Annotated in this window: 11 protein-coding genes; 7 read left to right on the top strand and 4 right to left on the bottom strand. The window is 76.0% G+C overall.

The window, feature by feature from the left end; translation table 11 throughout:
* Window positions 1-23 precede the first annotated feature (23 nt).
* The gene (locus tag ACFCX4_RS26690; RefSeq protein WP_376147312.1) at window positions 24-1,238 is read right to left on the bottom strand and encodes a globin domain-containing protein; all 1,215 of its coding nucleotides are present in this window, start codon (window positions 1,236-1,238) and stop codon (window positions 24-26) included.
* 152 nt (window positions 1,239-1,390) lie between these two features.
* Window positions 1,391-1,873, bottom strand: a complete 483-nt coding sequence (locus ACFCX4_RS26685) for an RrF2 family transcriptional regulator (protein WP_376147309.1) — start codon at window positions 1,871-1,873, stop codon at window positions 1,391-1,393.
* Window positions 1,874-2,148: 275 nt separating this feature from the next.
* Here ACFCX4_RS26685 and ACFCX4_RS26680 point away from each other — a divergent pair, with 275 nt between their 5' ends.
* The 3 genes from ACFCX4_RS26680 (at window position 2,149) to ACFCX4_RS26670 (ending at window position 5,504) form a co-directional block, all read left to right on the top strand.
* The gene (locus tag ACFCX4_RS26680) at window positions 2,149-4,089 is read left to right on the top strand and encodes a hypothetical protein (RefSeq protein ID WP_376147307.1); all 1,941 of its coding nucleotides are present in this window, start codon (window positions 2,149-2,151) and stop codon (window positions 4,087-4,089) included.
* The gene (locus ACFCX4_RS26675; RefSeq protein ID WP_376147304.1) at window positions 4,086-4,511 is read left to right on the top strand and encodes a hypothetical protein; all 426 of its coding nucleotides are present in this window, start codon (window positions 4,086-4,088) and stop codon (window positions 4,509-4,511) included. Before ACFCX4_RS26680 ends, ACFCX4_RS26675 begins: the two co-directional genes overlap by 4 nt.
* Before the next feature lie 216 nt (window positions 4,512-4,727).
* Window positions 4,728-5,504 (top strand): SAM-dependent methyltransferase, encoded by a 777-nt coding sequence (locus tag ACFCX4_RS26670; RefSeq protein WP_376147315.1) that lies wholly within the window; start codon window positions 4,728-4,730, stop codon window positions 5,502-5,504.
* 74 nt (window positions 5,505-5,578) lie between these two features.
* Here ACFCX4_RS26670 and ACFCX4_RS26665 read toward each other — a convergent pair whose 3' ends face one another.
* Window positions 5,579-6,493, bottom strand: a complete 915-nt coding sequence (locus ACFCX4_RS26665) for a PaaX family transcriptional regulator C-terminal domain-containing protein (protein WP_376147301.1) — start codon at window positions 6,491-6,493, stop codon at window positions 5,579-5,581.
* 370 nt (window positions 6,494-6,863) lie between these two features.
* On the opposite strand from ACFCX4_RS26665, the gene ACFCX4_RS26660 reads away from it, so the two are divergent.
* Complete coding sequence (locus tag ACFCX4_RS26660; protein WP_376147298.1) at window positions 6,864-8,525, top strand: beta-propeller fold lactonase family protein; 1,662 nt, start codon at window positions 6,864-6,866, stop codon at window positions 8,523-8,525.
* 280 nt (window positions 8,526-8,805) lie between these two features.
* Here the strand turns inward: ACFCX4_RS26660 and ACFCX4_RS26655 are convergent, their stop codons facing one another.
* Entirely contained in the window at window positions 8,806-9,276 is a 471-nt protein-coding gene (locus ACFCX4_RS26655; RefSeq protein WP_376147295.1) for a hypothetical protein, read from the bottom strand.
* A gap of 292 nt (window positions 9,277-9,568) precedes the next feature.
* Between ACFCX4_RS26655 and ACFCX4_RS26650 the strand changes: the two genes are divergently transcribed.
* The 3 genes from ACFCX4_RS26650 to ACFCX4_RS26640 all read left to right on the top strand — a co-directional run bounded on the left by ACFCX4_RS26650 (window position 9,569) and on the right by ACFCX4_RS26640 (window position 13,380).
* Complete coding sequence (locus ACFCX4_RS26650; protein ID WP_376147293.1) at window positions 9,569-10,417, top strand: serine/threonine protein kinase; 849 nt, start codon at window positions 9,569-9,571, stop codon at window positions 10,415-10,417.
* Between the two features lie 157 nt (window positions 10,418-10,574).
* Complete coding sequence (locus ACFCX4_RS26645; protein ID WP_376147290.1) at window positions 10,575-12,206, top strand: serine/threonine-protein kinase; 1,632 nt, start codon at window positions 10,575-10,577, stop codon at window positions 12,204-12,206.
* Between the two features lie 73 nt (window positions 12,207-12,279).
* Window positions 12,280-13,380, top strand: coding sequence for a calcium:proton antiporter (locus tag ACFCX4_RS26640; protein ID WP_376147287.1), 1,101 nt, complete (start codon window positions 12,280-12,282; stop codon window positions 13,378-13,380).
* Window positions 13,381-13,718 lie beyond the last annotated feature (338 nt).

Here is a 13,718-nt window from a genome sequence, read left to right as displayed (position 1 = left end):
CGGCCGGGGCGGGCCCACCGGGGTCAGGCGTCCTGGCCGAGCCAGAGGTCCGGGCCGAACACCTCGTAGTGGATGTCGGCGGCCGGGACGCCGGCGGCGAGGAGCTGGGCGCGGACGGAGCGGAGGAAGGGCAGCGGGCCGCACAGGTAGGCGGTGGTGCCGGCCGGGACGTCGACCGAGGCGAGGTCGACCAGGCCGGTGCGGTCGGCCGGCCAGTCGCCGAGCGGCCGCTCGTAGAAGACGTGGGCGGTGGCGTCCGCCAGCTTGCCGGTCAGCTGGGTGAGTTCGGCGCGGAAGGCGTGCGACAGCTGGTCGCGGTCGCCGTGGACGGTGACGATCCGGCGGGTGGAGCCGGTGGCGGCCAGGTGGGCCAGCATCGCGGTCATCGGCGTGTTGCCGATGCCGGCCGAGGCGAGCAGGACCGGGCCGTCGCCCTCGGCGAGCGAGACGTCGCCGAGCGGCGGGGCGACGTCCAGGGTGTCGCCGGCCCGCAGGTGCTGCTGGAGGTGGTTGGAGACCTCGCCCTCCGGCCCGCCCGCGACCTCGGCGGTGGCGCGCTTCACGCTGAACTGGAGCACGCCGTCCGGGGCGCCGGAGAGGCTGTACTGCCGGATCTGCCGGGCGCCGTCGGGGAGTTCGGCGCGCACCGAGACGTACTGGCCGGGCTTGGCGGGCGGCAGCGGGAGGCCGTCGGCCGGGCGGACCAGGTAGGTGGTGACGTCGTCGGTCTCCTGGTAGCGGGCCACCACGGTGTAGGGGCGCCACAGATCGGCCTGTCCGGTCCGCTGGGCGGCGGCGGTCTCCTCGCGCAGCCGGTCCTCGATGGCGATCAGCGCGTTGGCCATCAGCCAGTAGACCTCGTCCCAGGCGGCGGCGACCTCGGGGGTGACCGCCTCGCCGAGCACCTCCACGATGGCGGCGAACAGGTGCTCGTGGACGATCCGGTACTGGTCGTTGCTGATGCCGACCGAGACGTGCTTGTGGGCGATGCGGGCGAGCAGCGCGTCCGGACGGCTGTCCGGGGCGGCGATCAGCGCGGTCGCGAACGCGGCTATCGAGCCCGCGAGCGCCTGCCGCTGGGTGCCGTTGGCCTGGTTGCCCCGGTTGAACAGGTCGGTCAGCAGCTCCGGGTGGGCGGCGAACATCCGCTGGTAGAAGAGCGGCGTGATGTCGCCGATGGCACCGCCCACGACGGGCAGGGTGGCTTCGACGACCTCGGCGGACTTGGCGGACAGCATCGGGATGCACTCCAAACTGGAATCTGAGAGTCGTATTTACGGCCGTGCGGAGGCGCGGGCCGGCGTGGGGTGGTGACGCGGAGCGTCGGTGGAGCCGTGCGGTGGGGTGTGCCGCGGTCCCGCGGGACCGCGTCGGGGTGTGCCGGGGCGCGTCAGCCGGCGGGGCCGGCGACGGCGGGTCCGGATCTCGGGGGGAGGCCGGGTCTCAGGGTGAGGCCGAGCAGGACGGGGCCGGTCGGCGCGGCGACCAGATCGCCGATCGAGAACGGGTCGAGCGTGGTGAAGAACGCCTCCTGCGCGGACCGCAGGATCCCCCGCAGCCGGCAGGCCGACCGCAGGGGGCACGGCGGTTCGTCCTCGCAGCCGACCACGTCGCCCACCCCTTCCAGCTCTCGCAGCAGCAGTCCGAGCGAACCGGTGCGTCCGGCCGTGGTGAGGGACAGGCCCCCGCCCCGGCCGCGCCGCGCCGTCACCACGCCCAGGTGCTGCAGCCGGCTGACCACCTTGGCGGCGTGGGTGTACGGCACGCCGACCGCCTCGGCCACCTCGCGGGTGGTCGGGTTGGCCTCCTCGTCGAGGACGGCCAGCCGCATGGCGATGCGGAGGGCGATGTCGGTGCTCTTGGTCAGCCTCACGTTCGAAAGGCTAGCGAATGCGACTCCAGGACTCCAATTTCCTGCACGCGCCACCCGGCGGAGCCGAACCGTTACCTGCCGCAGCGGCCGCCGAACTGTTCGCCGAACAACTCAACTGCTTTACTGGCCGGGCTCGTTCGCCGGAAGACGGTCTTCGGAATGGGGGCAACATGGACAGTGGTACCCCGCCGCCACCTCCGTCGCAGGGGACGCCGCCGCGCCCCTCCGCTCCGCCGCCGGGGTATCCGCCGGAACCGCCGATCCGGACCGGCAGGGTGAGTCCCGCCCCGGCCGCCCCGGTGCCGCCCGCCGCTCCGCCGGCCGCCCCGGTGCCGCCCGCCGAGCCGCCGTGGGCGACCGCCCCGCCGTTCCCGCCGTCCGGTGCGCCGCCCGCCGGGCCCCCGCCCGTCACGGCCGTCACGCCCGCCGGACCCGGCACGCCGGCGACGCCCGAGCACCTCCACCACCAGGCCGGCCCGGTCCCCGGCGACGCGACCCGCTACCTGTGCGCCGCCGCCTGGCTGGACCGGGGTTTCCGCGCCAGGCTGCTCGGCGAACTCGTCGAGCACTCCTACCGCGTCCCCGCGCCCTCGCCCGGCACCGACCTGGTCCGGGTGCTGCACGAGGCCCTCACCGCCCGCCGCTGGGAGGCCTGGACCGGCGCGCTCTGTCTGCTCGTCCTCGTCCTCGCCTCCCCGGTCCTCGGCGTGCCGGCCGTGATCCTGGCCCTCACGGTGGTCGCCCTGCTGGGGCTCTTCCGCGGCACCGCAGCGGCCCGCCCGGACCACCGCCTCGGCCTGGAGGCCGAGCACCTGGACGTCGCCCGGTCCGCCCCGCGCGGCCGGCCGCGGCGCACCGGCACCTCCGTCCTGGTGCGGCTCGTGCAGGCGGTCGCCGTGCTGGCGGTCGCGCGCCTCGCCCTCTACGCGTACGTCGAGATCTGGTACTGGCGCACCTTCGGGTTCGTCCCCGACGAGTCCTACCTGGAGCACGGCTGGGCCACGCTCCTCGACCCGACCGCCTTCTGGTACCTGCTGCGCGACGAGGGCGCCACCGCCCTGCCGGCGGTCGTGCTGCTGTGGCTGGTCGCCGCCGCGCTCCGCTTCCGGATCCGCCGCCGGCTGGCGGCCTTCGCCGACCCGGGCCGGGGCGCCCTCCCGCCGCCGGAGCCCAAGGGCGCCCGGGCGGCCCGGCTGTACGCGCGACTGCGGGACCAGCAGAGCGGACCGGAGCTGCTCTACCGCCGGCAGGCGCCGCTGACCGGCCTCGGCACGGCCGGGCGGAGCTGGCGGATGACCTTCGAGCTGCGTCCCTCCGCCAAACGGGCGGCCGGGGGACGCGCACCGGACCCGATCGACGCCGCCGTCCTCTACCACGCCGTCGCCGCCCGGGTCCGCGCCCTCGCCCAGGACCCGGGCTACCCCGAGGACCCGCTGGGCGGACTGACCGTCACCGACCGGGTGTTCCGCCCGAGCCTGCGCCACGACCCCCCGCAGCAGTGGCTCGGCGCGATGTCCGGCCGGTCCGGCACCCAGGTGCTGCTCGAACCCGCCTGGGCGGACCTGCTCAGCCGCACCGGCCACGAGCGGCTGCGCCACTACCTGGCGATCCGGGTCGGCTCCTGGCACGAGGAGGTGGTCGTCACCGTACTGGTCCGCGCCACCACCCGGGGCGGACTGCTCTACCTGGAGTGGCTGCCCTACGCGCTGGGACCGGTGGCGCACGCCTACCACGTGGTCGACCTGCTCGGTCACCGCTCCGCCTCCGGCCACGCCCTGAACGCGCTCGGCTGGTCCGCCCGCCACCTGGTCGCCGACATCGCCACCGCGGTGGGCGAGCTGCGGGAGGCCCGGGAGTCCCGCAGCAGGGCCGCCCGGATCGGCAGCCGCTACCGCCACCTGCGCCGGGCCGGCTACGCGGTGGACTTCGCGCCGCGGCTGAGCGTGCGCGAGCTCGGGGCGTCCGACGAGTTCCAGAACATCTTCCAGGCGCACGACGTCGACCGCTTCCTCAACACCGTGACCCAGCGGGTGTTCAGCGCGGTCGGCGAGGAGCTCCGGGCCCGCGGCTACGACAGCGCCGCGTTCGAGAGACAGGCCCAGGGCATCACCAACGTGAACAACGGCGGTGTCCAGGTGGTCGGCTCCACCGTGCACGGCCCGGTCGCCGGGGGAGCCGGGGCCGACGTCAACCTCGGGAACGGACAGGGAGCATGACGGAACGACCGGAGGCCCCGGCGGGCGGCAGCCACAACGACGGCGGTGTCCAGGTGGTCGGCTCCACCGTGCACGGCCACGTGGCCGGAGGGCGCGGCGCGTCCGTGCGGATCGGCGCGGGGACGCCCGGACCGCCGGCCGCGGCCGGCCCCGAGGGGCTGCGCACGGCGGCCGAGTCGCTGCGCACCGCGCTCGCCCGGCTGCGCGCCGAACAGCCCGGCGCCGTGGCGGAGGCGGACGCCGAGGACGCCGACGCGGCGCTGGCCGGCATCCTCGCCGAGACCGCGCTGGAGGAACCCCGGGAGGGGCCGCTGCGGCGCCGGGTCGGCACGGTGGTCGACGCGTTGCGCGCGGTCGCGGTGCTCACCGCCGCCGTGGGGGGTCTGGAGGCAGCGTTCGCCGCGCTGTTCGGGCAGATCTGAGCCCCCGGGCCGCCTTCGTCCGCCCGCTTACGGTTACCATGCGCACCAAGGCGTGCCGCCGCTGGGGTCTCGACCGCGGCGTCACCGTCCACGGGGCACGGAGCGATCGTCAACGGGGAAATGTACGGGAGGGCGGGCATGTCGCGCGCTGACTGGGTGTCGGGAGAACGGCCGGACGGACGGGCCGGGAACAGCTGGACGGGGGTGGACCTTCGGATGGACGTCCCGCACTCGGCCCGGGTGTACGACTACCTCATCGGCGGCAAGACCAACTTCGAACCCGACCGGGCCGCCGCCCACGCCTCGGTGAAGGCCTGGCCGGCCCTGCCGACCTCGATGCGGACCACCCGCAGCTTCATGGAACGGGTGGTCCGTCACCTGGCGGAACAGCACGGCGTGCGCCAGTTCCTGGACATCGGCGCGGGCATTCCCGCCGCGCCGAACGTGCACGAGATCGCCCAGGAAGTGGCACCGGAGTCGCGGGTGGTGTACGTCGACAACGACCCGATCGTGCTCACCCACGCCCGCGCGCTGATGTCCAGCCGTCCCGAGGGCCGCACCGCCTACCTGGACGCCGACCTGCGGGACGTCGACTCCATCATGGACGCGCCGCGGCTGCGCGAGGTGCTGGACCTGTCCCGCCCGGTGGCGCTGTCGCTGATCGCGATCGTGCACTTCGTGCTCGACGAGGACGACCCGCAGGGCATCGTCCGGCGGCTGATGGAGCGGCTGGCGCCGGGCAGCTTCCTGGCGCTGACCGTCTTCACCGGTGACACCGACCCGGTCGGCGTCGGCGGAGTGGGCCGCGAGTACAACGCCCGGGGCATCCCGCTGCAGATCCGGGACAAGGCCGAGACGCTGGCCTTCTTCGACGGTTACGAGCTGCTGGACCCGGGCGTCGCCCTGGTCCACCACTGGCGTCCCGAGCCGGGTGCCGCGCCGGTGCGCGACCAGAACATCGCGATGTACGGCGGTGTCGCCGTCAAGCGCTGAGCCGGCGGACCTCGTGACGGAGCCGCGCACGCCCCCGGGGGTGCGCGGCTCCGCCGTTCCCGGCCGCTCCACGGTCAGCTCCGGAGCCGGCTCCGCTCGCCGGTGATCTCGGCCATCACCTCGTCGTAGCGGTGGAAGAACCGGGGACCGGGGTCGGGGTCCCGCTGTTCGGCGCGGCGCAGCAGGCGCCAGCAGTCGGCGGTGAGGGCACGGGCCTCGGCGCCGGGCCAGGGCCGGGGGAGGAGTTCGGGGGGGAGCAGCGGATCCGGTTCGGTGGCCCGGGTGAACCCGGCGGCGAGTTCGACGGCGACGGCGAGCCGTTCGACGCGCGCGGCCCCGGCGTCCGCGGCGCCGTCGGCGAGCCGGGTGAGCCGGGCGAGCCGGTCGGCGGCGAGGGCGGCCAGCCGGCGGTGGCCCTCGGCGAGTTCGTCGAGCGGCCAGAGTCGCCGGGCCAGCGCCGCCGGGTCCTCCTCGCCGCCGATCCGCAGGTCGGTGGTGGTGAGCAGGGTGAGGCGGTCCCCGACGCCCAGCCGTTCGGCCTCGGCCTCGACGAGGGGCTCCCACGCGTTGGCGCTGGCGTAGACCCCGCCCTGGACGGCGGCGCCGCCGAGCCGGACCAGGGTCTCCCGCAGGGCGTCGCGGGCGGTGCGGGCGGATTCGGGGACGGCGAACGCGGCGAGGTGCCAGCGGCCGTCCCAGGGGGCGAGCCCGGCGTCCTGTGCGTACATGTGGCGGACGAAGCCGGCCTCGGGCTCGGCGGCGCGCCGGGCCCGGTCGGTCTCGCGCAGCACGGCACGGCGCCCGCGCCCCTCCTGGACGAGCAGGCCCTCGGCGGCCATCCGCTTGATGCACAGCCGGACCTGCTGGTCGGTCATGCCGAGCTCGCCGGCGACGGCGTACAGCTCGCCGGCGTCGACGGTGCCGTCCGTGCGGACCATGCCCTCCACCAGGGTCCGGGTGGGGACCTCGGTCCGTTCCTCCTCGGTCATCGCTGCCCTTCCTCCGTCGTGCCGCCGTGCGTCTCCGAACGAGTGTAGTGCTCTCAAAACTATCGAGAAGTGAACGAGAGTTTTCGAAATAATAGAAATGGTGAAGCCGGGGGAACGGCGGGAGCGCAGACCACGAAGCCGGCTCCGCCGGCCGCGGGGAGACCGCTGCGCCGGTGCCGGGGTGGCGCCGACGGTTCGAATGGCTACCAATTGACCGGACTTGAACGGTTGGCAACAATCCCGGTCATCTCCTGACGCTTCGTCAATCGGGCTTCTACGCTTCGGGCGATCCGGGCGGTCCCCCAGGGTCGTTCCGGGCTGCCCGGAACGACCGCACGCCGCCCGACGAACCGACGATTCTGGAGACCTCGTGACCACACGTCCCTCCCCCAGCCGCTTCTGGACGGCCGTCGCCGCCGCCGGCGCGGCCACGGCCGCCCTGCTCGCCCAGCCCGGCACCGCCGCGGCGGCCGGTCCGGGCGCGGCGCCGTCGCCCGTGGTGGCGGCCACCGTCGCCGTCGCCCCCCACCCGGCGGGCGTCGCGCTGGCGCCGGACGGCGGCCGGGCCTACGTGACCAGCGAGAGCAGCGGCACGGTCACGGTGCTCAGCACCGCCACCGGCGCGGTCGGCGGTACCTTCACCGCCGGCGACGGCTCGTACGCGGTCGCGTTCTCCCCGGACGGCGGGCGTGCCTACCTCACCCACCACCGCAGCGGCACCGTCAGCGTGGTGGACACCGCCACCGCCACCGTCACCGCCACCGTCGCGGCCGGGGCCGGCGCCTTCGGCGTGGCGGTCGCCCCCGACGGCGCCCGCGCCTACGTGACCAACGCGGGCGCCGGCACGGTCAGCGTGCTCGACACCGCCACCGGCACGGTCGTCGCCACCGTGCCGGTCGGCGCCGAGCCCCACGGGGTGGCCGTCGCCCCGGACGGCGCGCACGTGTACGTCGCCGCCTCCGGCGCGCAGCGGGTCGACGTGATCGACACCGCCGGTGCCACCGTGAGCGCCTCGATACCGGTCGGCCACGGCGTCTTCGGCCTCGCCCTGGCGCCCGACGGCTCCCGGCTGTGGACCGGCAACGGCGGTGACTCCACCGTCAGCGTGCTGGACACCGCGACCCGGGCCGTCACCGCGACCGTCCAGGTCGGCGCCAACCCGTACGCGGTCGCCGTCGCCCCCGACGGCCGGTCCGTCTTCGCGAGCAACTACGCGGACAGCACGGTCAGCGTGCTCGACGCGGCGAGCGGCACGGTGACCGCGACCGTCCCGGTCGGGAACAGCCCGTTCACCCTGGCCGTCACGGGTGACAGCCGGCACGGCTACCTCGCCGACTTCGACGCCGCCTCGGTGAACCTCCTCGACTTCCCGCTGCCGGTCCCGGTGGTCACCGGGATCAGCCCCGCGAGCGGCCCGCAGGCCGGCGGCACCGTCGTCACCGTCACCGGCACGGACCTGGCCGGGGCGACCGCGGTCGGCTTCGGTGCCGCCGGCAACGCCTCCTCCTTCTCCTGCACCGCGACCTCGTGCACCGCCACCGCGCCGGCCGCGGCCGCCGCCGGAACGGTCGATGTTCGGGTCACCACCCCCGGCGGCACCAGCGCGGCCGTGCCCGCCGGCCGGTTCGCCTACGAGGCGCCCGCCGCCGACCTCGCCGTCACGCTCGCCGCCGCCCCGGTGTCCGGCCTGCTCGGCGGCCGGGTCGACTACACGCTCACCGTCACCAACCACGGCCCCGGCGAGGTGGCCGCCGCGACCGTCACGGCCGGGCTGCCGTCCGGCCTGCCCGCGAGCAGCACGGACTGCACCGTCGCCGCCGGCCGGCTGAGCTGCGCGTTCGCCGGGCCGCTGGCCGTCGGCGCGAGCACCACCCGGCACCTCACCCTCCAGGTGGCCACGCTCGTCAACCTCGGCCGGACCTTCGCCGTGACCGCCGCCCGTACGGCCGGGGCCCCGGCCGACCCGGTGGCCGCCGACGACGCGGCCACCCGCACCTGCCGGGTCGCCCTGCTGGCGATCACCTGCGACTGATCGGAGCCGGACGCGACTCGGACCGGCCGATCCGGCCGACCGACGGGCCCGCTCCCGGGGATGTGCGTCCCCGGGGGCGGGCCCGTTCCGTCGTCGGCCTCCGCCGTGTCGGGCGGGCCGGTGCGCGCGAGGCATCGGCCCGTCACCCGCTCGTGGCCGGGGGTGCCGGACGGTCGGTCGAGCAGTGGGTCGGACGTCGGGCGGTGGATCGGACGCGGGGTCGGACGGTGGATCGGACGCGGGGTCGGACGGGGTGTCGGAGGAGCCGTCGGCAGGGGCCTCAGAAGGGGCCGGTACAGGTGGTGACCTGCTGTGCGGCCTCCAGGGCCGGCCCCGCGGTGGCGCAGACCATCCGGAGGTCCTCGGTGACCACGCGCGGCGTCACGGCCCGCGCGGACCCGGTGGTGAGGGTGGTCGCGGAGGCGGCCGTCACCCACGGGCCGCCCCAGGCGCGCTGGGTGCGCACCTCGACCCTGACGATCGTCAACCGGCCCGGCTCCGCGGACACCTGGGCGATGCCGACGATGCCGGCGCCGTCCCGCTCCCGCCACACGCACGGCTGGTTCAGCACCGCCGTGCAGGCGACGGCTCCGCCCCCGGAGTCGGCGGCGCCCGTCGATCCGGCGGCCGTCGTGGTCGTCGTGGCCGTCGTTGCCGCCGCGACGCTCGTCGTCGTGGCCGCGGCCGGGACGATCGTCGTCGCCGTGATCCCTGCCGCCGCCAGCGTCAGGGCTGCAAACCGAGTGCGCATGATGTCAACCTCCTTGGAATGAAAGGGAATCTCACTCTGTGGGACGAGTCTTGCACAGATCCTGGACATGTCATCCGTGGGCTGCGTCACACTTCGAGTGATCGGCCGACTACACAAAGCGATCCCGGGGGTGGTCCGGCGACCACGGTGCGGATCCGGCCGGGGAGCCCCTCCGGAGCGGCTCCCCGGGGCAACTCGCCCACGACGGCGTGCCGTTCACTCGTCCGGGTGGCCTGCCGCCGCCGGACGGTTCGGACGGCTACGATCGGCCCGACCCACGGAGGCGACCTGGATGAACACGGTCATCGTGCAGTTGCCCGATCCCCGCCCGCCGGCCCCGTCCGACCGCCGACTCTTCCGCCTGCCCGGGCCGCCCCGGGGCGGCCCGCCGGCCCGCCCGGCCCTGCTGCACCTCGGGCCGGGCGACACCGTCGGGTTCGGCCGCGGCGAGCCCGGCCGGCCTGCCGCCGTGCCGATCCCCGACCCCGGCGTGTCGCGCCGTGCGGGCGAGATCACCGCGGCCGAGGACTACTGGCGGCTCTCCAACTTCAGCGCCACCGCGACCTACGTCGTCGAGAACCTCGAAGGCGCCGGAGAGCACGTCAAGGTGGCGCCCGGGCGACTCGGCGCGCCGGTCCCCTTCGAGTTCTCCCGGGTGCTGCTCCCGGCCCTCGGCGAGCCCGCGGCGTTCAAGGTCTTCGCCCCTCAGCACGCCTACCTGGCCGGCGACCCGGAGGGGCCCGGCGGTACCGCGCCCCGCCACCCGGACGGCGAACGGACGGTCAGCCCGTTCGCACTGGACCCGACCGCCAAGTACTTCCTCGTCCTGCTGGCGCTCTGCGAACCCCGGCTGCGCTCGCCCTCCGCGGCGGCCGTCCCCGGCGCCACCGAGGTGGTCACGCGGCTGCGCGGTCTGCCGTCCTGCCGGGACCTCACCCGCTCGGCCGTCAACTACCACATCGACTACCTGGCCGACAGCAAGCTCCGGCTGCGCGACCCGGCCGCGGCGGCCGTCCCCGCCACCCCCGGGGAGGGCGCCGGCACCGGCGGCAAGCGGGAGGAACTCGTCGCGCTCGCCCTGCGGTTCGACCTCGTGCGCGAGGAACACCTGGCGCTGCTCCCGCCCCGGCGCGGCGGGTGACCCGGCGGTGACGGCGCACGCGGCGCGCCCGCACCGGGCCGGGGCACCGGACGACGGGCCCGGGGCGGACGACGGCGCGGGGGTGCCGGGGGCGGAGGTGCGCGGTGCCGGTCCACCGGGGTCCGCGGAGCCCGGGTGCTCGGAGCCGGGGTTCGGGGTGCCGCCCGGGTGCCTGGTCGCGGGCTACCGGGTGGGGGAGCGGATCGGTGCGGGCGGCTGGGGCAGCGTCCACGCCGCCCGGCTGGAGGCGCCCCCGGCGGGCGGACAGCCCTCCGAGGCGGCCGTCAAGGTCCTCCACCCCGCCCGGCTCAGCCCCGGCCAGCGCGACACCATGCTCCGGCTCGCCCGCAGCGAGACCCGGTTCAGCCGGCAGGCCGACCATCCCCACCTGATCCGCACCCTCGCCGTGGTGACCCTCGCCGACCCGGCCCACCCCGGACTCGACGGCGCGATCGCCCTGGTGATGGAGCGTGCCGAGCGCAGCCTCCAGGACGTCCTCGTCGGCCCCCGCCCGCCCGGGCCGGTCCCGGGGGCCGACCGGATCCTCGCCGGGGTCGCGGCCGGGCTGTGCCACATGCACGCCGCCGGCTGGGTGCACGGCGACCTCAAGCCCGGCAACGTCCTGCTGATGCCCGACGGCACCGCCAAGCTCGCGGACTTCGGCCTGACCACCGAACTGGAGGGCACCCACGCCTACGCCCCGCCGCTCGGCTCGCCGGACCACGTGCCGCCCGAGTGGTGGTCCCAGCGGACCGGCGCGCGCGGTGTGGCGCTGCGTCCGAGCGCCGACCTCTGGGCGTTCGGCGTCCTCGCCCACCAGCTGCTCACCGGCGGACTGCACCCCTTCCTCGGCGCCACCGCCCGGGCCCGCTCGCTCGCCGCGCTGGCGTACGCGCGGGGCACCGCGCCGCTGCGCCTGGACGGCGGGCTGCCGGAGCGGTGGCGGCCGCTGGTGACCGCCTGTCTGACGGCCGACCGGCGGCGGCGCGCGGAGCTCGACCTCGCGGCGCTGGTCGCCGGCGCGCTCGCGGGGGAGGCCGGCGGGGAGGTCGGCGGAGAGCCCCGGGGCGCCGGTGCGGGGGCGGTCGGAGGCGCGTCCGTGGCCACCGGGGCGGCGGACGGCGGCGTCCGGGCGACCGTCCGGCCCCGGTGGGTCCGCGCGGCCTCCGGGGCAACGGCGGTCCTCGCCGGCACCGCGGTCCTGCTGACGCTCACGGGTGCCCCGGAGTCCGTCGCGCCGGGCCCACCGGGCGCACCCGGCGGCCGGACGGCGGGTGCGGCCCCGCCGTCGCGCGGCGCCGCCGGGCCCGGCGCGATCCCCGTGGGCGCCGACGTCCCCGCCGCACTGCGCGGGCCGATCGAGGACGCGGCGCGCCGCTGTCCCGAGCCCGAGATCACCCCGGTGCTGCTGGCGGCGATGCTCAAGGCGGAGTCCGGCTTCGACCCGGCCGCCGCCCGGCCCGCGACGGGGGAGTACGGCGTGGCGATGTGGACGCCCACCGTCTTCAACGCCTGGGCGCAGGACGCCGACCACGACGGCGTCAAGGACTACTGGGACCCGGACGACGCCATCGCCGCGATGGGCGGCTACGTCTGCTGGCTCGGTCAGCGCTTCAAACAGCGCGGCTACCCGGCGGCCGAGCTGCCCGCCCTGGTGGCGGCCGGCTACCGGACGAGCGACAAGACCGTCGCCGACGCCGGCGGGGTGCCCGATCGGGTGAAACCGCACGTCGACCAGGTGCTCGGTCACCTCGCCGAGTACCGGGGGAGCGGCGTCGCCGGGTCATGAGGTCGGCCACATCCGGCGCCCCCTCGGCGGCGTCGCCGCGGAACCGGGTCCTCCGGATGGGATGCTCGGCGGCATGTTCACCAAGCTCCGACCGGCCCTCGTCCAGTGGACCACCGTGGTGCCGCTGCTGGCCTTCGCCGTCCTGGCCCTGACCTGGCACCGAGATCTCCCCGGGTGGGTGGTGGGTGTGGTGTCGCTGTTCCTGGCGGGCGCCGTGCTCGCCGCCGTGCACCACGCGGAGGTGATCGCCCACCGGGTGGGTGAACCCTTCGGCTCACTGGTGCTCGCGGTCGCGGTGACGGTGATCGAGGTCGCGCTGATCGTGACGCTGATGCTGGACGGCGGGGACAAGGCGGCGACGCTCGCCCGGGACACCGTGTTCGCCGCGGTGATGATCACCTGCAACGGCATCCTGGGCCTGTCCATCGTGGTGGCGGCCGTCAAGCACCGGGTGGCGGTCTTCAACGCGGAGGGGACGGGGGCGGCGCTCGCCTGCATCGGGACCCTCGCGACGCTGAGCCTCGTCCTGCCGACCTTCACCACCAGCTCGCCCGGTCCGCAGTTCTCGTCGGCCCAGCTGGCCTTCGCCGCCGCCGCCTCGCTCGTGCTCTACGGACTGTTCGTCGCCACCCAGACGGTCCGCCACCGGGACTACTTCCTGCCCGTCACCCCGGAGGGCAAAGTGCGCGAGGAGGACGACCACGCGGATCCGCCGACCGCCCGCGCCGCCCTCACCAGCCTGGCCATGCTCGGTGTGGCCCTGGTGGCGGTGGTCGGTCTGGCCAAGGGCGTGTCGCCCACCATCGAGTCGGGGGTCGAGTCCGCCGGGCTGCCGAACTCGGTGGTCGGTGTGGTGATCGCCCTGCTCGTCCTGCTGCCGGAGACCATCGCCGCCCTGCGCGCGGCCAAGCGCAACCGGGTGCAGACCAGCCTCAACCTCGCGCTCGGCTCGGCGCTGGCGAGCATCGGCCTGACCATCCCGGCGGTGGCCATCGCCTCGTACTGGCTCACCGGGCCGCTGGTGCTGGGACTGGACGCCTCGCACCTGGTGCTGCTGGCACTGACCCTCGTGGTCGGCACGCTGACGGTGATCCCGCGCCGGGCCACTCCGTTGCAGGGCGCCGTGCACCTGGCGATCCTGGCGGCCTACGTGGAGCTGGCGATCACGCCGTGACCGCCCTCGGGTGAGCGGAGGGCGGACGGCCGGACGGGCCGGCGACCGCATGCGTCCTCGGGCGTGTGCGGCCGCCGGCCCGCGGTGCGTCCGGGGCCGGACCTCCGGCCCGGTGCCGGGTCGGGCGTCCGGGGCGGGCGAACGGCCGGAGGCCGGCGAACGGACCGGAGGTCAGGACCGGGCGTCAGGGCTGTTCGGGGCCCGCGTGGAGGGGCGGGGCCGCCCGGGCCGCCGCCGCGTCGTCGTTCGGGTTCGCCGTCGTTTGGGTACGCCGCCGTTCGGGTGCGCGGCCGTTCGGCTTCGTCACGGGGGACCGTCGTCCGGGCCCGAGCCGCGGG

The sequence above is a fragment of the Kitasatospora sp. NPDC056327 genome, from assembly GCF_042261735.1.
Classification (GTDB): Bacteria; Actinomycetota; Actinomycetes; order Streptomycetales; family Streptomycetaceae; genus Kitasatospora.
Note: the sequence above shows the minus strand (reverse complement) of the source record. Positions and strands in the feature narration are given on the sequence as shown.